The sequence below is a fragment of the Mycobacterium sp. pW045 genome (assembly GCF_041287085.1).
GTDB classification, from domain to species: domain Bacteria; phylum Actinomycetota; class Actinomycetes; order Mycobacteriales; family Mycobacteriaceae; genus Mycobacterium; species Mycobacterium algericum_A.
In genome coordinates this window covers 55,215-72,627 of record NZ_JBGGKU010000003.1, presented here as the reverse complement: position 1 = coordinate 72,627, position 17,413 = coordinate 55,215, and the positions used below count along the sequence as shown (strand labels likewise).

Sequence of the window (17,413 nt, the reverse complement as noted above, 5' to 3'; positions counted from 1 at the left end):
TCAACCGACCCGGTCCGCCGCGAACGACTCGGCGGCGCCGTAACGCGCCAGTCCGGCGCGCAATGCCGCGGCGATCTCGGTGCCCGCGCGCGACCAGCGCGTCAACTCCGGCGCCCAGGCGTCTAGCGCACGCCGCAGCGCCTCCCCCGCGGCGACATGATCACGTCCGGCAGCGCTACCGTCGAATACCAGCCCGCCCAACCGGATTCGGACGGCAACGTCGATGGCTGCCGCCGTGTCGTCCAAACAGTCCGCCACGCAGCGCAGCGCGGCGGCATCGAGATACAGCGGTTGTCGTCCCATAACGGATATGACGGCGCCGAAGCCCCCGCGGTTCCCTCAGTGCGGGATTCAGTGTCCGGTGCGGACCGTGTCGGCGACGCTGACCGCGATCTGGTGCGCGGTGTCCTCGTCGGCGGCTTCCACCATCACCCGGACGAGCTGCTCGGTTCCGGAGGGCCGCAACAGGATTCGGCCGGTGTCGCCGAGCTCCTCCTCGGCGCGCCGGACCGCGGTGCGCACCGCCAGGCGGCTCACCGCGTCGGCTTTGTCGGCGACCTCGACGTTGATCAGCACCTGCGGCAGTGTGCGCATCGCCGCGGCCAACCCGGCGAGCGGAGTGCCGGTCTGGGCCATCCGCGCCATCAGGCGCAGGCCGGTGATGATGCCGTCGCCGGTGGTGGCCAGTTGCGGAAGCACGATATGGCCGGACTGTTCACCGCCGAGGGTGAAACCGCCGGCCCGTAGTTGCTCGAGCACGTAACGGTCACCGACGTCGGTGGTCTGCACGTCGATGCCCGCCTCGCGCATCGCCAGATGCAACCCGAGGTTGCTCATGACCGTGGCCACCAGGGTATTGCCGGCCAGTTCGCCGGCGTCCCGCATGGCCAGCGCCAGCACGACCATGATGGCGTCACCGTCGACCACATTGCCGGCCGCGTCGACGGCCAGGCACCGGTCGGCGTCGCCGTCATGGGCCAGGCCCAGGTCGGCGCCGTGGGCGAGCACCGCGGCACGCAACGGTTCCAGGTGCGTCGAACCGCAGCCCTCGTTGATGTTGAGCCCGTCGGGATCGGCGTTGATGGCGATCACGGTGGCACCGGCGGCCCGGTAGGCGCGCGGTCCGGCCTCCGACGCCGCGCCGTGCGCGCAGTCCACCACGACGGTCAGCCCGTCGAGCCGGGTCCGGTTGGATTCGCCGAGGTGGCGCAGGTAGCAGTCCAGGGCGTCCTTGGCGTCCACCACCCGGCCCAGCCCGGCGCCGACCGGTCGCAACCCCGGCCCGGCGGCGACCAGATCCTCGATCTGGTCCTCGGTGGCGTCGTCGAGTTTGTGGCCTCCCGGGCCGAAGAACTTGATGCCGTTGTCGGGCATCGGATTGTGCGACGCCGAGATCATCACCCCGAAGTCGGCTTCATAAGCGCTGGTCAGATAGGCCACCGCCGGCGTGGGCAGCACGCCGGCTCGCAGCGCGTCGACGCCCTGGCTGGTCAGCCCGGCGATGACCGCGGCCTCCAGCATCTCGCCGCTGGCCCGCGGGTCACGGCCGACGACGGCGACCCGACGCTCGGTGCCGGTGGACAGCCGCTGTGCGGCCGCACTGCCCAGGGCAACGGCGAGTTCTGCGGTCAGTTCGCGGTTGGCGACCCCGCGGACACCGTCGGTGCCGAAAAGACGACCCATAACTATCCTTTATCGCCGCGAGCGTGCGTGTTCCCGGTCCGACACGCCGGTGTGGGGCCGGAAACACGCACTCTCGAAAGCAAGCCGGGGGTACCTCCCTCGTGCGGAAGATACCCCCAACTCGCTGCCAAAATGCAACCGCAGATCAGCGCTTGCTGTACTGAGGCGCCTTGCGGGCCTTCTTCAGGCCGTACTTCTTGCGCTCGGTGGCCCGTGGGTCGCGAGTCAAGAAGCCCGCCTTTTTCAGCACCGGCCGGTCCTCGGGCTGCACCAGGATCAGCGCGCGGGCCAGCGCCAGCCGCAACGCGCCGGCCTGCCCGGAGGGGCCGCCGCCGTCGAGGTGGGCGTAGACGTCGAAGCTCTCCAACCGGTCCACCGTGACCAGCGGAGCCTTGATCAGCTGCTGGTGCACCTTGTTGGGGAAGTAGGCCTCCAGGGTGCGCCCGTCCAGGTTGAACTTGCCGGTGCCGGGCACCAGCCGGACACGCACCACGGCCTCCTTGCGGCGGCCGACGGTCTGGATGGGGCGGCCCAGGTCGTGCGGCTCGTAGGCCGGTGCGGCGTCTGACTGCACCGCCACGGTCTCGTCGGCCTCAACAGCCTCAGTGACCTCAGGGGTCTCAGGGGTGCCTTCGATGTCGGTCTCGGTCATTGCGTCACCTGCTTGATTTCGTACGGGACCGGCTGCTGCGCGGTGTGCGGATGCTGCGGGCCGGCGTAGACGCGCAGCTTGCGCTTGATCTGGCGGCCGAGCTTGTTCTTGGGCAGCATGCCGAGGATCGCCTTCTCCACGACACGGTCGGGACGGGTCTCCATCAGCTCGCCGATGCTGCGCTTGCGCAGCCCGCCCGGGTAGCCCGAATGGCGGTAAGCCATCTTCTTCTGCAGTTTGTTGCCGCTCATGGCGACCTTGTCGGCGTTGATGACGATGACGAAGTCACCGCCGTCGACATTCGGCGTGAACGTCGGCTTGTGCTTGCCGCGCAGCAGCGTTGCTGCCGCGACGGCGAGCCGGCCGAGCACCACGTCGGTGGCGTCGATGACATACCACGACCGCGTGGTGTCACCCGCCTTCGGCGTATAGGTGGGCACAGCGCTTACCTCTCGTTATTCGGGTTGCTACCCGGTTCTGCGGATCCCGGTACGAGCCGGGTGCCGGTCCGGCGTGGACGGCGGGGGTGATTCTCGGCGACCGACAGTGACCCGAGGACCCGCTGCGCCAACAAGGCACCGCACGCCAACGGAGCAGCTTACCGGCGGTGATCCGGGCAGGTCAAAACGGGCGACAGCTCGATGGCGCCCTCACGGCCGGTGGACATGGCGGTGTGGCCCCGGCGGCTCTTTACCGATCGGGGCCACACCGTGTCCGGGGGCGGTCTCTCCTTACCTCCCCCAAGCCCCTGCCGCGCGGCGATCGGCGTCGGCGACGTCGGCGGCACCGTCGCGCACCGCGCGGCCCAAGTCGAACAGGATCTGGTTGAGCGCGCTGACGGCGTGCTGCCATCGCAGCTGCTCGGCGTGGTAGGCGCCGGCCGCTTCCCGGGTCCACACCTGCTGCAGCGGCGCGATCTGTGAGCGGAGTTGCTCGAGCGCGCCGTTGAGCCGACTGGCCGTGGAGTGGATCTCCTGGCGGACGGCGTATTCGATCTCCTCGAAGTTGTAGGACAGTGTCGCGTCCACGGCTGCTCCTCAGATTCCGTCGCCGGCGGCAGCGATGTGGTGCGAGTGGCTCTCGGCCACCTCTCGCAGTGCGCGCTCGTTGTGGCGGATGGTCTCGGCGATGCGCGCCAAGGCGTGGTGCAGCCTCAGCGATTCGGTGTTCCAGCGGTCCAGCACGTCTTGGAATCGGGCCGCGGCCATGCCCGACCAGACCGACGGCGGAACGGCGCGCATCCGGGCGACGAAGGATTGCAGCATCCCCCGGATCTCCTCGTTACGGGCATCGGTGGTCGCCGCGACGGCGCGCATGACGTCGAAGTCGGCGCTGAGCGCGGTGGTGCCCGGGGGGCCTGCGGGTCCTGGCGGTATAGCCACGTCTGTCCCTATCGTCGGTTGCCTTGGCTGATATGTAGTTCGACTCCGGTGGGCTCATTTCGGTTCCCGCCGATCAGCTCGCGGGCCGCACCTCCAGCGCATGGGCGGAGCGCACCGCCTGCTCGCACACCGGGCGCAGCGCGTCGTCGTCGCCGGGTCCGCTCTGACACCCGATACCGATCCGCACCGCACGGTCGACCAACACCGCCCAGTCGACGTGATGGCCGGCGCGAACCTCCCGATAGGTCACCGCCGGCCGTCCCGCGCTACTGCCGGCGGGATCGAAACCGACGAACACCCCGGGCGTTTCGGTGTCGGCCAGCTGCAGGCCCCGCTGCAGGGGTTCGGCGACCGCGGCCAGGGTGTCGGCGGCGGCCGGCGCCTGGGTGACGTGCAGCACCAGCCGCGGGTCGGTCGGCGACGTCACCTCCACCCGGGCCGATCCGGATCCGGCGGCGACGCGGCGCACCGGCCAGCCCGCGGGAACCTGCACGGTCACCCGCCCCTCCACCAGATACGCCGCGGGTGGGTCTGGGGCCGGCGACCGGTGGTGGGGGGCGTGCATGCCCCAGGCGACGACGCACAACGCCGCCGCCACGGCCGCCGGCAGCCGTCGCCGACCCTTGCGACGGGCCGGCGCCGGGCACGGCTGCGGCGCGGTGGCGGGCTCGGCCATGCCGTCGGCAGGCAATGCCTCGACCACTACCACCTGCATCGCGCTTGGTAGCCGGTCGGCGATCATCGCCGCCAACGCGGCGGCGCCACCGACTCCCACCGGGGCGTCGATCACCACCGCGGCGTCCGGGCCGGTAGAAGCCGCCAGCACGCGGCGAGCCACCGCCGCGGCCACCTCGTCGGGCGGGCCGATCCGCGGCTCGGCGGTGATCCCGGCGCCGCTGACCGCGACCAGCCCGGCGGCGATCTCGACGACGGCCCCGGCCGCAAAGCTGTCGAACAGCGCCCGGGAGCGCGTCACGGTGGTGATGTCCGCGGTCAGACCGCGCGCTGCGGTGGTGAGCAGCTCGACCCGCCGGTCCGGCCACCATGACGGGTGCACGATCACCATCGATTCGACGGCCGACGGGCAGGCCAGCACGCCGCGCAGCAGCTCGGGCAGCTCGACGGGCCGGCCGTCGACCAGTGCGAATGGCTCGTCGATCCACTCCATCGCCGCCGTGGCGCCAGCCGATTCAGCTGCGCCGCAACACAGTCGGTGCACAGTCGCAGGGCCGGCCTCGATGACGGCACGGTGCGTCACGGCTCCCACGCCACCTGGATCAGCCGCTGCCCACCGGCCCGGGTGGCCAGGGTGCCGCGCCCGGGCGGCAGCGGGCCCGGCCGCACCGCACCGATCAACGGGGTGTCGGTTGCGTCACCGCTCATCGTCAGCCCCATGGCGCCCAGATCGTGCAGTGCGGCCAGCACCGGCTCGTACAGCGAGCGCGCCGCCCCGCCGCTGCGGCGCGCAACCACCAGGTGCAAGCCGAGATCGCTTGCGTGCGGCAGGTATTCCAACAGCGGAGTCAGCGGGTTGCCGCCCGCGGCGGCGACCAGGTCGTAGTCGTCGACCAGTACATACAGCTCCGGTCCCGACCACCAGGACCGGTCACGCAGTTGCTGGGCGTCGATGTCCGGTCCGGGCATCCGCCGGGCCAATCGGTCGGTCAGGGCCGCCACCAGGGGCGCGCAGGCAGCAGCCGAGATCGCGTAGCCGGCCCGGTACGCGGTGTCGACGACCCCGAGCAGGCCGCGTCGATAGTCGACCACCAGCAGCTGCGCCTGCTGTGGGCCACGGGTCCGCACCAGTTCCCGGCACAGCGTGCGCAACACGGTGGTCTTGCCGCACTCATTGTCGCCGAAGATCAGCAGGTGCGGTTGCCGACCGAAATCGACTGTCACAGCGCCGCGCTCGTCGACACCCAGCACCGGGTGGTCAACGCCGGCGGTCAGCGCCGCCCGGTCCACCACCGTCGGCAGCAGCGGGATGGGCGCCACCGTGTAGTCGTCGCGCCGCAACGGCTCCCAGCCTTGCGGGCGCGCCACCAGCAGGTGCAGGCCCTCCGCTGTCAGGCCCCGCCCAGGCCGGTCGCCGGGCACCCGCTGCGCCTGACGCCGGTCCAGCTCGGATTCGGCCGGATCGCCCAGCCGCAGTTCGATCCGGGTGCCGATCAGATCGCGCAACGCCGGCCGGATCTCGGCCCACCGCGACGCGGACAGCACCAGGTGGACGCCGTGGGACAGGCCGCGCGCGGCAACGGCGGTGATCGTTGCCTCGACATCGAATTCGCGGCACAGCGCTGCCCATCCGTCGATCACCAAGAACACGTCACCGGCCGGGCCACCGCCGGCCGCCTCGCATCGCGCCTCCCGCCGTTCCAAGATCGCCTCCAGCTCGGCGACGGTGCGCCGCACCAATTCCGGTTGGCCGCGGCCGGCCACCGTTCCCACCTGCGGCAGCGAACCCAGCGCGGCGAGGCCGCCGCCACCGAAGTCCAGGCAGTACAACGCCACTCGCCGGGCGTCGTGGGTGGCGCTCAGCGCGGCGATCAGCGTGGACAGCGTCGTCGACTTACCCGACTGCGGCGCGCCGACGACGGCGACGTGCCCCGCGGCGCCGTCCAGCCGGATTAGCAGCGGGGTGCGCCGCTGCTCGAAAGGGCGGTCGACGATCCCGATCGGCACGCTCAGATCGGGATAGCCGCCGTCGAGCAACTCGCCCAACGCCGGTGAGTCGCCCAGCGGCGGCAGCCACACCTGTCGGGCTGGCGGGCCGTGTCCGGACAATCGCTGCAGAACCGCCTGCAGCACGGTGCGCCCGGCAGCTCGCGGCTGAGGCCCGGCCGAGCCGATCGGCGCGGCGGTGAACAGTCGAACTTGGCTCGGCGCCGGCCGCGCGATGGGGCATGCGCCCGAGACGTAGGCCGTCTGGAATCGCCGCAACTCACCGTCGGCGGTGCGCAGGAAACCCGAGCCGGGGGTGTTGGGCAGCTCGTGGGCGTCCGCAGTGCCCAACACCAGCCGGGATTCGGCGGCCGACACCGTCTTGAGGCACACCCGGTAGGACAGGTGCGACTCCAGGCCGCGCAGCCGGCCCTCCTCGAGCCGCTGGCTGGCCAGCAGGAGGTGAATACCCAGGGACCGCCCCAGCCGGGCGATCGCGACGAACATGTCGATGAAATCGGGCTGCTGATCCAGCAATTCGGAGAATTCGTCGACGATGACGAGCAGCGCGGGTAGCCCCGGCAGTGCCGCTGCGGCAGCCCGCCGGGCCTGCCGGTAGCCGCTGATCCCCGCCACCCCGGCGGCGCGCAGCAGTTCCTGGCGCCGTTGCATCTCACCGGTCAGTGCTTCGCGCATCCGTTCCACCAGCGGCGCTTCATCGGCCAGGTTGGTGATCACCGCTGCCACGTGGTCCGCTTCCTCGAATCCGAGAAACGTTGCACCGCCCTTGAAGTCGATCAGCACCAGGTTCAGCTCCGCCGGCGAATGCCGGACCATCATGCCGAGCACCAGCGTGCGCAGGAACTCCGATTTCCCCGAACCAGTGGCGCCGATGCACAGCCCGTGCGGGCCGCTGCCTTCTTCGGCGGCCTCCTTGATGTCCAGCCGCACCGGGTCGCCCTGCGGGTCGGTGCCGATCGGGACGCTCAGCCGCTGCGCCGGTGCGCCCGGCCACACCGCGGGCGGGTCGAACTCGTCGACGGCGCCGACGCCCACCAGCTGCGCCCAGCTTCTCGGGCCACCCGGTTGCGCCGCCCGGCAGCCGGCCAGTCGCTGGGCGCAGGCCAGCGCGTCCGCGGTGCCGAGGAAATCCGGGCGGGTGCCGTCGCAGTCGCCCAGCGTGGTCGTGCTCACCCGAAGCCGCCGGGCCCGCCCGGCATCCCAGGCCGCTGCTTCGGTCAGCGCCAGTCCCATGACCGGGTCGTCGATGACCAGCACCGCCGGGCGGCCGGCCAACGCGGCTTGCGCAGCGGGCAGATCGGGGTAGGTCAGCCGTAACGGCCCGGTGGCGTCGACGGCCGACGGATGTTGATGGTGGGGCAACCATTTCAGCCAGTCCCAGTGGCCGGGCGGGTCGCCGACGACTGCTGCGATCAGCAGCGCGTCGGGGCCGTGCAGCATCGCGAGCTGGCAGATCATCGCTCGCAGCAGGCCGCGCGCCCGGTCCCGGTCGCCGTCCAACTGCAACGGCGCCGACGCCGGCAGCGGCATCGTGATCGGCACCTCGGGCACCGTCGCGTGGGTGTGCAGGAAGCGGCGCAGCGCGGCCGCGGTGACGGGGTCGGCGCGGCCGGCCGGCTCATCGGGTGGCGGTATCAGCCGGGTCGCCAGGGCGACCGGGCCGATGCCCACCCGGACCCGGCCGGCCTCGGCGTCACCGGGCCGGCGCTGCCACATCCGGTCACTGCCTGCCAACGTCCACAATGCCTCGGGGTCCGGGTGCGCCCACGCCAGAAACGAACGTTGCGCCGCGGCGGTCGCGGTAACCGACTCCCGCAGCGCAGCAAGATAACCCAGGTAGTCGTCCCGGTTACCGTCGAGATCGTCGCGGCTTCGGCCGGCCAGCACCGCTGCCGCCGCAGACGCCAGCATCAGTAGCGGCAGCAACACGAACACCGGGCTGCGCGCGACCGGCGAACCCGAGCGGTAGAGCACCGCGGTCATGGCGAGCATCCCCACCGACATGACAAGCGGCAGTAGCCGGGTCAGCGCCACCGGGGAATTCGGGCGCTGCACCGGGGGCGGTGCCGCGACGGTGATTTCACCGGATGGCGGCGCCGGCGGCGGGCTCGCGACACGTCCCAGCTCGGTCATCGGCCACACCGTAAACAGCCGCCGAATCACTCGGCAAGTCAGCTGTGGAACACCGAAAACACGCGGTCTGCCGTCGCGGTAGCGTTCGCGCAACGCGAGCGCGAGGAGGCGGCGGTGGCTGGTGCGGATTCGGGTCTGCGGCGGGTCGCGGTCTACGCCGACACCGGCCACGCCGATCTGGCGCTGCCGGCCGCGGTCCCGGTGGCGCTGCTGGTCGGCGCCGTCGTCGACCTCGTCTCGGGAAGCGATGGCCCGCAGCCGGCATCGGGCCCCGCCGGTCCGCTGCCACTGCGCCCCTACCGGCTCGCGCAACCCGGCCGCCCGCCGTTGGACGGCTCGAAGACACTGGGGCAACAGGGGATCTGCGACGGTGCCGTGCTGGTGCTGACATGCGCCGACGACGTCGCACCAAAACCGCGTTTCGACGACCCCGCCGAGCAGGTGGCGGCCGGCGCGCGGGCGGCGACGCACCCGTGGCGCCCAACCGCCCGGCGGCTGACCGCCGCGCTCGCGGCATCCGGCCTGGCCGGGGTCGCCGGGTTCGTGGCGGTTCCGGGTGGGCCCGGCGCCCCGAATGTGTTGCTCGCCATGGCCGCGGCCGCAACGGTGGCTGCCATGGCGGTGCCGTCAAGCGGCTGCGGCGAGCCGGCGCGAGCGATACTGTGCTGCCTGGCCGGGTTGGTGATCCTGGCCGCTGTCGCCGGAATGGCCGGTGTGGCAACCGGTGTTTCGGTGCAGGCACTCGGCGCGGTGGCGGCGGCCGGCGGGATCGGCCTGACCCGGGTCGCGAGCCGGATCGCGATGCTGGGTGCCGGGTTGTCGCAGCGGCCGACGGCGAGCCGTGCCGTTGCGGCCCGAGATCTGTTGTGCGGGCTGATCGCCGGGGCGACGGCGGCGGTGGTGCTGGGGGCCGCCGGGGTTGCCGCCGGGAAACCGGTCGGCGGTGTGCCCAGCCTGGTCGGTGCCGCGTTCGTGGTGGCAGCCGGCACGGCGCTGCTGCTGCGGGCCCGCTCCCATACCGACGCCGCGCAGATCGCCACCCTGCTGGTCGGCGGTGCTGCCGCGATGGGCATCGCCGTATTGTCAGCCGCGCTCGCCACAGCACCGCACCGGCCTTGGCCGGCGGTGGTGGCGGTGGCAGCGTCCGGCGCCGCGGTCGTTCTCGGTTTCACGGCGCCGATCCGGTCCCCGTTGGCCCGCCGCGGCGCCGAGGTGCTGGAGGGTGTGGCATTGGGCGCGCTGCTGCCGCTGGCCTGCTGGCTCTGCGGGCTTTACGGCGCCGTTCGCGGACTGAATCTGGGCTGAGTGATGCGCGGCGCCAAGGTCATCCGGATCGCCCGGCTCTCGGCGGCGGCGCTGATCGCTGGGACCACGCAGTGTGTACCGCCGGCACACGCGGTCGCGCCGCCGCCGATCGACAGTGCGCTGCTGCCTGCCGCCGGGCCGGCCGCACCGGTACGCGCCACGGTGCAACGCGAGGTGTGCGGGGTCCCGACGCTGCGGCCGGATGTGCCGGTCACCCAGCTCGACGGGCTGGACCTGCCCGCGGTGTGGGCGCTGACCCGCGGTGCCGGCCAGCGGGTGGCGGTGATCGACACCGGGGTCGCGCCGCATCGGCGGCTGCCCGGCCTGGTGGGCGGTGGTGATTATGTGTCCACCGGCGACGGCGCCCAGGACTGCGACGGGCACGGCACGCTGGTCGCCGGAATCATCGGGGCGGCAGCCGATCCGGCGACCGACCGGTTCGCCGGCCTGGCGCCGCTGGCCACCGTGATCGGAATCCGCCAGTCCAGCGCCAGGTTCGCCGCCGCCGGGGACACCCCGGGCGTCGGCGATGTCGACACGCTGGCCAAGGCGGTGCGCACCGCCGCCGACCTGGGGGCGTCGGTGATCAACATCTCGGCGGTAGCCTGCCAGCCGGCCGGCTCCGGTCTCGACGACCGGGCGCTCGGCGCCGCGCTGGCGTATGCGGTCGAGGTGAGAAACGCCGTGGTGGTCGCCGCGGCGGGCAACACCGACGACGGGTGTGATGCCGACGGGCCGATGATCGTCACCCCGGCCTGGTACGACGACTACGTGCTGACCGTCGGCTCGGTGGACGCCCACGGTGCGCCGTCGGCATTCACCTTGCCCGGTCCCTGGGTCGACGTGGCCGCCCCCGGCGAGGCCGTGCTGTCGCTGAGCACCGTGGCCGACGCGATGGCCAACACCGTTGCCGGATCGCCGGTTCACGGCACCAGTTTCGCCGCGCCGGTGGTCAGTGGTCTGGCGGCGCTGGTCCGGGCCCGCTTCCCGGATTGGACACCGCGGCAGGTGATGGACCGGATCAAGGCCACCGCTCACCACCCGCCCGGTGGACGCGACGACGTGGTCGGCGCCGGGGTGATCGATCCGCTGGCGGCGGTCAGCTCGGAGATAGCTGAGCCCACATCCGACGTCCGGGTCCCCGAACCGGCTTCCCCGCCGCCGGCCGCCGAACCCGTCGCCGCTTCGGCCGGGCTGCGCACCGCGATCACCGGCACCGCCGTCCTGCTGGCCTTGCTGCTGGCGGTGGTCACCGGCCGGGCGGCGGCAGTACGACGTCGCGGGCCAGCAGCGCCTGCTCCCGACTGAGCCGCGGGCCGGCCGGCAGCCCGGCGAGCATCGGCCAGGGCGCCCCGACAGGCGTCTCCGGCAGACCCAGGCTGCGTGCCGCCGCGGCATCGTCGACGGTGAACCGCACCCCGGCCTCGGTAATCAGGTAGTCGGCACCAGCGGGGCGACCGGAGGCACCGACGGCCCGAACATAGGCACTGCGGCCCGGCGGCAGATAGACGCCATCCAGGGCGGGGCCGGGACCGTCGGCCTGGGCCAGCACGGTCGCCGCCGCGCCCGCCGGCAAGGGCAGGCCGACACCGGCCGACAGCATGATGCCGCCCGGATCGTCGGCGCGCCAATGAGCGCACAGCGTGACGGCGGCGGGCAACGTCGTGAGGTGGCCGGCGAAGTCCGTCGCCGGCGGGGCCTCGGATAGCGCATTGAGCAGCAGACCCGAAACCCGCCGCGGTGTTGCGGATTCCAGCATCGGGTCGGCCGGGTTGACCGGGGTCCGTCGGCCGCGCAGCAGCAGGTACGCAGTTGCCGACTCCGAGCTGACCGGCACCGCCGCGGCGGTGTCGATACGCGCCGATTGCGGCGGGTCGGCCCCGGCGACAAGGGTGGTGCCGGTCGGGTCGTCGCACAACGACCAGGCCGCCGTCGCCGCCAGGGCCTCCCCGAGCACTCCGGGGGCACCCGGGATGCCCACCGGCGGGCCGCGTCGCGCCCGGCCGATCGCGTCCCCGGCCACCGGCCGCGGGTCGGCGGGGCCGGCGATCAGGCGGGCCGAGGCGAGGTTGAACACCGGATGGACCGTGTCGCCGACCCGGACATACAGCGCCCCCGAAGCGCGGTCCAGCAGGATCGGCGCGTCACCGAGGCCCGGTTGCGGCCGCACAACGGCCAGTACCACGGCGCCGGCCGCCACGATCATGCTGAGCAGGCCACCCAGCACCAGGCCAGCCCGTCCCGGTGCTGGGCCGCCCGCCACCTGGCCGCACCGCAGCGCACGCTCCATGCGGCGCGCGCTGAATCGGTGCGCATTCAGCTGTAGCTGGGTGGTTGTTCGCCCTGTCATGCGTCCCCGTTTCCGTGCCGACGACGCTAACCGCGGCAGCGGCCCGGCGGCCTCCGGCCATCCACAGGGCTGTCCTCGACGAAACCGGCTTCGGTACCATTCCGCTATGCGTTTTGTTCGATTGAGCAGCATTTTCTCGGCGGCGTTGATGGCAGCCGCACTGCTGACCGTCCCGGCCGTGGCCCCGTCCGCCCTCCCATCGGCGGCCGCCTACGACTGCCCGGACGTCGAGGTCATCTTCGCCCGCGGGACCAGTGAGCCCCCCGGCGTCGGCCGGGTCGGCCGGGCGATGATCGACTCGCTGCGCCAGCAAACCTCCAAGAAGGTCGACGAGTACGGCGTCAACTACCCTGCCGGCCGGCTGCAGCTCGGTGGTGGCGACGGTGCCAACGACGTGATCCGGCGCGTCAAAGCCGCCGCCGACGTGTGCCCGGACACCCAGTTGGTGCTCGGCGGGTATTCGCAGGGCGCCTCGGTGATCGACATCGTCACCGGCACCCAGGTGGGCGGTATCAGCTGGGGCAACCAGCTGCCCGCCGAGTACGCCGACCAGGTGGTGGCCGTGGTGGCGTTCGGCAACCCCGCCGTCCGCACCGGCGGGCCGATCAGCGCGCAGAGCGCCCTGTTCGGCGCCAAAGCCCTCGACCTGTGCAACCCGGGTGACCCAATCTGTCACGAGGGGCCTGGCAACGAGTGGACCGACCACACCGACGGCTACATTCCGGCGTTGACGAGCCAGGCGGCCAACTTCGTCGCCGGCCGGCTGCGGGCACCCGGTCCGGTACCCGATGTCGAGCCGCTGGTTCGCTGACCGACCCTGACCTGCGGCGACGTGGTTAGTTAGCTAATCAACCCTTTATTTCGCTACTATCTCTGGCTGTGAAGGCATTCCGCATCCTGGCGGCGTGCGCCGCCGCTGCCGCGCTGCTGATCAGCCCCGTCCCGTCGTCGCCTGCTTTCGCCGACGGGTGCCCGGACGCCGAGGTGGTCTTCGCCCGCGGCACCGGCGAACCACCGGGTCTGGGCCGGGTCGGTAACGCGTTCGTCGGCGCGCTGCGGAACCAGACCTCCCGGTCGATCGGCACCTACGCGGTGAACTATCCGGCCAGCTACGATTTCGGCCGGGCCGCCGACGGTGCCAATGACGCCAGCGGTCACATCATGTGGATGATGGAGAACTGCCCAGCCACCCGCCTGGTGCTCGGGGGGTACTCACAGGGCGCGGCGATCATCGACATCATCGCAGCGGCACCGGTGCCCGGTTTCGGTTTCACCGCGCCACTGCCGCCCGAGGCCGCCGACCATGTCGCTGCCATCGCGGTGTTCGGCAACCCCTCCAACAAGATCGGCCAGCCCTTGACGAACAGTCCGGTCTACGGGTTCAAGACGATCGACTTGTGCACCGACGGCGACCCGGTCTGTTCCCCCGGGCGCATGTTCTCCGCGCACTCGGGATACACGCCCGGCATGACCAATCAGGCCGCCTCGTTCGTCGCCGGCCTGCTGTAGTCCCCCTTGGGCGCGAGCGTGCGTGTTTGCCCGGCGACGCGCCGCTGCGACCGTACAACTGTGCCCGCTCGCTCCGGACGGCTAGCGGGTCCGCAGGTCCCGGGTGATGACGGTGCGCGCCGCCAACTGGTCGTCCGGCGGGTAGTCGACACCGACCAGGGTCAGCCCGCGCGCCGGCGCGGCGGTGAAGTCGCTGGAGCGGCGACTGGCACTCAGCAACCCCGCTAACCAGGCCGCATCACGCCGATGCTCGCCGACCGCCAGCACCGCCCCGACCAGCGAGCGCACCATCGACCAGCAGAACGCGTCGGCGCTGACGTGCGCCGTGACCAGGTCACCGTCGCGCACCCAGTCCAGGCGCTGCAGTTCGCGAATGGTGGTCGCGCCTTCGCGGTGGCGGCAGAACGCCGCGAAATCGTGCAGTCCCAACAGGCTTCGTGACGCGGCCGCCATCGCCTCCACGTCCAGCGGGCGAGACCAGGCGATGACGTAACGGGCCTGCTGGGGTGCCACGCCGTAGGGCGCGGTGGACAGCCGATAGGCGTAATGGCGCCGCAGCGCCGAGAACCGGGCATCAAAGCCAGGAGCAGCCCGGTCCACCCGCAGCACCCGGACGTCGGTCGGCAGGAAACGCGCCAACCGCCGTGTCAGCGCCAGGAATTCCGGCTCGTCGTTTCGCCGGGTACGCGAATACGCGTACGGCAACGCCGAATCCGGGACATCGACGTGGGCCACCTGCGCGGTGGCATGTACCCCGGTGTCGGTGCGCCCCGCCGCGAACAACCGCACCGGCGTGCGAAACACCGTCGTCAGCGCCTCATCGAGGACACCGGCGACCGTGCGCTGCCCGGCCTGAACCGCCCAGCCGGCGAACTCCGTGCCGTCGTAGGCGATGTCGAACCGAAGCCGGACAGCCCCGGTGGTGCTGTCAGGACTCGTCGGTGCCCTCAGCGGTCTCGGCCTCAGCGGTCTCGTCGGCTTCGGTCGCTTCAGTCTCCTCGACCGCTTCGGCCGCTTCGGTCTCCTCGACCGCCGGCTCTTCGGCCTTCTCCGCCTCGGCAGGCTTCGCCGAGGCCTTCTCGGCCTTCGCGGCCTTGGCCCCCGCCCGGCGCGCCTTGTCGGCCTCGGAGGTCACCGTCCTCTCCCGAACCAGCTCGATCACGGCCATCGGGGCGTTGTCGCCCTGCCGCGCCTCGACCTTGATGATGCGGGTGTAGCCGCCGTTACGGTCCGCGAAGTGCGGGGCGATCTCGGCGAACAGCGAGTGCACCACGTCCTTGTCGCGGATCTTCTTGAGCACCTCACGCCGGTTGTGCAGCGTGCCCTTCTTGGCGTGGGTGATCAGCTTCTCGGCGTACGGCCGCAATGCCCGCGCCTTGGACTCGGTGGTCTTGATCCGGCCGTGGGTGAACAGCGAGGTGGCCAGGTTGGCCAGCAGCGCCTTCTGGTGCGAGGACGACCCGCCGAGACGGCGACCCTTGGTGGGCTTGGGCATTGGGGCTTCTCCTAAATGGGGCCGGCCCCCGTATCAGGTAGGGCCGGGACGGAATTCTGCTACAGCTGTTCGGTTTCGGCGTAGTCCTGCTCTTCGTAACCGGTCTCGGCCGACCAGGTGCCGGTGGCGGCGTCGTAGCCCGCCACCTGCGACGGGTCGAAGCTGGCCGGGCTGTCCTTGAGCGACAGACCGAGCTGGTGCAGCTTCACCTTGACCTCGTCGATGGACTTCTGCCCGAAGTTGCGGATGTCGAGCAGGTCGGACTCGGTGCGGGCGACCAGCTCCCCGACCGTGTGCACGCCCTCACGCTTGAGGCAGTTGTAGGACCGCACCGTCAGATCCAGGTCGTCGATCGGCAGCGCGAACGACGCGATGTGGTCCGCTTCGGCCGGCGACGGCCCGATCTCGATACCCTCGGCCTCGACGTTGAGTTCGCGTGCCAGGCCGAACAATTCGACCAGGGTTTTACCGGCCGAGGCCAGCGCGTCCCGCGGGCTGATGGAGTTCTTGGTCTCCACGTCCAGCACCAGCTTGTCGAAGTCGGTGCGCTGCTCGACACGGGTGGCCTCGACCTTGTAAGTCACCTTGAGCACCGGCGAGTAGATCGAGTCGACCGGGATGCGGCCGATCTCGGCGCCGGAGACCTTGTTCTGCACGGCCGGGACGTAACCGCGGCCCCGCTCGACGATCAACTCGACCTCGAGCTTGCCCTTGTCGTTGAGGGTCGCGATGTGCATGTCGGGGTTGTGCACCGTCACGCCCGCCGGCGGCACGATGTCACCGGCGGTGACGGCACCCGGGCCCTGCTTGCGCAGGTACATGGTGACCGGCTCGTCCTCGTCGGAGGAGACCACCAGGCCCTTGAGGTTCAAGATGATGTCGGTGACATCCTCTTTGACGCCGGGGACCGTGGTGAACTCGTGCAGCACGCCGTCGATGCGGATGCTGGTGACCGCCGCGCCGGGGATCGACGACAGCAGCGTGCGGCGAAGCGAGTTGCCCAGGGTGTAGCCGAATCCCGGCTCCAGCGGTTCGATGACGAACTGGGAGCGGTTGTCGGCCACTACCTCTTCGGACAGGGTGGGACGCTGCGAGATCAGCATTGGTGTTCTTTCTCCTTCTGGCACCCGCTATTTGATGCCTTTTGGGGGTCCCGGGGGCGTTCCCCGAGTGTGGTGTTACTTCGAGTAGAACTCGACGATCAGCTGCTCGGCGAGCGGGACATCGATCTGTGCGCGCTCGGGCAGCTGGTGGACCAGGATGCGCTGCCGCTCCCCGACCACCTGCAGCCAGCCCGGGATGGGGCGGTCGCCCGCGGTCTCCCGGGAGATCTGGAACGGCACCGTGTTGATCGACTTGTCCTTGACGTCGATGATGTCGTACTGCGACACCTGGTAGCTGGGCACGTCGACCTTCACACCGTTGACGGTGAAGTGGCCGTGGCTGACCAGCTGCCGGGCCATCCGACGAGTGCGGGCCAGGCCCGCGCGGTAGACCACGTTGTCCAGCCGGCTCTCCAGGATGCGCAGCAGTTCCTCGCCGGTCTTGCCGCCACGACGGACGGCTTCCTCGTAGTAGCGGCGGAACTGCTTCTCCATCACGCCGTAGGTGAAGCGAGCCTTCTGCTTCTCCTGCAGCTGCAGCCGGTATTCGCTTTCCTTGATCCGCGCGCGGCCGTGCTGGCCGGGCGGGTAGGGCCGCTTCTCGAATGCCTGGTCTCCGCCGACGAGGTCGACGCCCAGCCGGCGGGACTTGCGGGTCGCGGGTCCGGTGTAACGAGCCATGTTGTTTCTCCTCCTCGAACCCGACTAGACCCGGCGACGCTTGGGCGGACGGCAACCGTTGTGAGGTTGCGGGGTGACATCGGAAATCGCACCGACCTCCAGGCCGGCAGCCTGCAGCGAGCGGATCGCGGTCTCGCGGCCCGAACCCGGGCCCTTCACGAACACGTCGACCTTCTTCACACCGTGCTCCTGCGCTTTGCGAGCGGCGTTCTCGGCGGCCAGCTGCGCGGCGAACGGGGTGGACTTACGCGAGCCCTTGAACCCGACGTGACCCGACGACGCCCAGGCAATGACGTTGCCCTGCGGGTCGGTGATCGTCACGATCGTGTTGTTGAAGGTGCTCTTGATGTGCGCGGCACCATGCGGGACGTTCTTCTTTTCCCGCCGCCGGGTCTTCTGGCCCTGCTTGGGCCCGGTCGCTTTCTTCGTTGCCATGGG

The 17,413-nt window shown here is 71.1% G+C and carries 18 protein-coding genes; 4 read left to right on the top strand and 14 right to left on the bottom strand.

Going from position 1 to position 17,413, the window contains the following annotated elements:
* The 8 genes from ACAG20_RS05210 to eccCb form a co-directional block, all read right to left on the bottom strand.
* Complete coding sequence (locus ACAG20_RS05210; protein ID WP_112689287.1) at positions 1–303, bottom strand: type VII secretion target; 303 nt, start codon at positions 301–303, stop codon at positions 1–3.
* A 48-nt stretch (positions 304–351) separates the two neighbouring features.
* The gene (gene glmM, locus ACAG20_RS05205; protein ID WP_370491792.1) at positions 352–1,683 is read right to left on the bottom strand and encodes a phosphoglucosamine mutase; all 1,332 of its coding nucleotides are present in this window, start codon (positions 1,681–1,683) and stop codon (positions 352–354) included.
* Between the two features lie 145 nt (positions 1,684–1,828).
* The gene (gene rpsI, locus ACAG20_RS05200) at positions 1,829–2,335 is read right to left on the bottom strand and encodes a 30S ribosomal protein S9 (protein WP_112689284.1); all 507 of its coding nucleotides are present in this window, start codon (positions 2,333–2,335) and stop codon (positions 1,829–1,831) included.
* On the bottom strand, positions 2,332–2,775 hold the full coding sequence (gene rplM / locus ACAG20_RS05195; protein ID WP_085083157.1) for a 50S ribosomal protein L13: 444 nt from the start codon (positions 2,773–2,775) through the stop codon (positions 2,332–2,334). Before rplM ends, rpsI begins: the two co-directional genes overlap by 4 nt.
* 291 nt (positions 2,776–3,066) lie before the next feature.
* Positions 3,067–3,363 carry a WXG100 family type VII secretion target gene (locus ACAG20_RS05190; RefSeq protein WP_370491791.1) on the bottom strand — a complete coding sequence of 99 codons (297 nt, stop codon included), beginning with the start codon at positions 3,361–3,363 and terminating at the stop codon, positions 3,067–3,069.
* Between the two features lie 9 nt (positions 3,364–3,372).
* The gene (locus ACAG20_RS05185) at positions 3,373–3,717 is read right to left on the bottom strand and encodes a WXG100 family type VII secretion target (protein WP_370491790.1); all 345 of its coding nucleotides are present in this window, start codon (positions 3,715–3,717) and stop codon (positions 3,373–3,375) included.
* Between the two features lie 73 nt (positions 3,718–3,790).
* Positions 3,791–4,975 (bottom strand): type VII secretion-associated protein, encoded by a 1,185-nt coding sequence (locus tag ACAG20_RS05180; protein WP_370491789.1) that lies wholly within the window; start codon positions 4,973–4,975, stop codon positions 3,791–3,793.
* Complete coding sequence (eccCb, locus tag ACAG20_RS05175) at positions 4,972–8,532, bottom strand: type VII secretion protein EccCb (protein WP_370491788.1); 3,561 nt, start codon at positions 8,530–8,532, stop codon at positions 4,972–4,974. The genes ACAG20_RS05180 and eccCb overlap by 4 nt, the downstream gene beginning before the upstream one ends.
* 114 nt (positions 8,533–8,646) lie before the next feature.
* On the opposite strand from eccCb, the gene eccD reads away from it, so the two are divergent.
* Positions 8,647–9,837 carry a type VII secretion integral membrane protein EccD gene (gene eccD, locus ACAG20_RS05170; RefSeq protein WP_370491787.1) on the top strand — a complete coding sequence of 397 codons (1,191 nt, stop codon included), beginning with the start codon at positions 8,647–8,649 and terminating at the stop codon, positions 9,835–9,837.
* 3 nt (positions 9,838–9,840) lie between these two features.
* The gene (mycP, locus tag ACAG20_RS05165; RefSeq protein WP_370492057.1) at positions 9,841–11,145 is read left to right on the top strand and encodes a type VII secretion-associated serine protease mycosin; all 1,305 of its coding nucleotides are present in this window, start codon (positions 9,841–9,843) and stop codon (positions 11,143–11,145) included.
* Here the strand turns inward: mycP and eccB are convergent.
* Positions 11,087–12,187: a type VII secretion protein EccB gene (gene eccB / locus ACAG20_RS05160; protein ID WP_370491786.1), complete on the bottom strand. Its 1,101-nt coding sequence runs from the start codon at positions 12,185–12,187 to the stop codon at positions 11,087–11,089. The two genes, mycP and eccB, sit on opposite strands and share 59 nt — an antisense overlap.
* A 106-nt stretch (positions 12,188–12,293) precedes the next feature.
* Between eccB and ACAG20_RS05155 the strand changes: the two genes are divergently transcribed.
* Both ACAG20_RS05155 and ACAG20_RS05150 read left to right on the top strand, forming a co-directional pair.
* On the top strand, positions 12,294–12,998 hold the full coding sequence (locus tag ACAG20_RS05155; protein ID WP_370491785.1) for a cutinase family protein: 705 nt from the start codon (positions 12,294–12,296) through the stop codon (positions 12,996–12,998).
* 68 nt (positions 12,999–13,066) lie between these two features.
* Complete coding sequence (locus tag ACAG20_RS05150; protein WP_370491784.1) at positions 13,067–13,696, top strand: cutinase family protein; 630 nt, start codon at positions 13,067–13,069, stop codon at positions 13,694–13,696.
* Between the two features lie 81 nt (positions 13,697–13,777).
* Here the strand turns inward: ACAG20_RS05150 and truA are convergent, their stop codons facing one another.
* The 5 genes from truA to rpsK form a co-directional block, all read right to left on the bottom strand.
* Positions 13,778–14,662 carry a tRNA pseudouridine(38-40) synthase TruA gene (gene truA / locus ACAG20_RS05145; protein WP_370492056.1) on the bottom strand — a complete coding sequence of 295 codons (885 nt, stop codon included), beginning with the start codon at positions 14,660–14,662 and terminating at the stop codon, positions 13,778–13,780.
* Entirely contained in the window at positions 14,625–15,191 is a 567-nt protein-coding gene (rplQ, locus tag ACAG20_RS05140; protein ID WP_370491783.1) for a 50S ribosomal protein L17, read from the bottom strand. The genes truA and rplQ overlap by 38 nt, the downstream gene beginning before the upstream one ends.
* A 59-nt stretch (positions 15,192–15,250) precedes the next feature.
* Complete coding sequence (locus ACAG20_RS05135) at positions 15,251–16,294, bottom strand: DNA-directed RNA polymerase subunit alpha (protein WP_370491782.1); 1,044 nt, start codon at positions 16,292–16,294, stop codon at positions 15,251–15,253.
* A gap of 75 nt (positions 16,295–16,369) precedes the next feature.
* Positions 16,370–16,975 carry a 30S ribosomal protein S4 gene (gene rpsD / locus ACAG20_RS05130; protein WP_013830210.1) on the bottom strand — a complete coding sequence of 202 codons (606 nt, stop codon included), beginning with the start codon at positions 16,973–16,975 and terminating at the stop codon, positions 16,370–16,372.
* A gap of 24 nt (positions 16,976–16,999) precedes the next feature.
* On the bottom strand, positions 17,000–17,410 hold the full coding sequence (gene rpsK, locus ACAG20_RS05125) for a 30S ribosomal protein S11 (RefSeq protein WP_370491781.1): 411 nt from the start codon (positions 17,408–17,410) through the stop codon (positions 17,000–17,002).
* Positions 17,411–17,413: the final 3 nt, after the last annotated feature.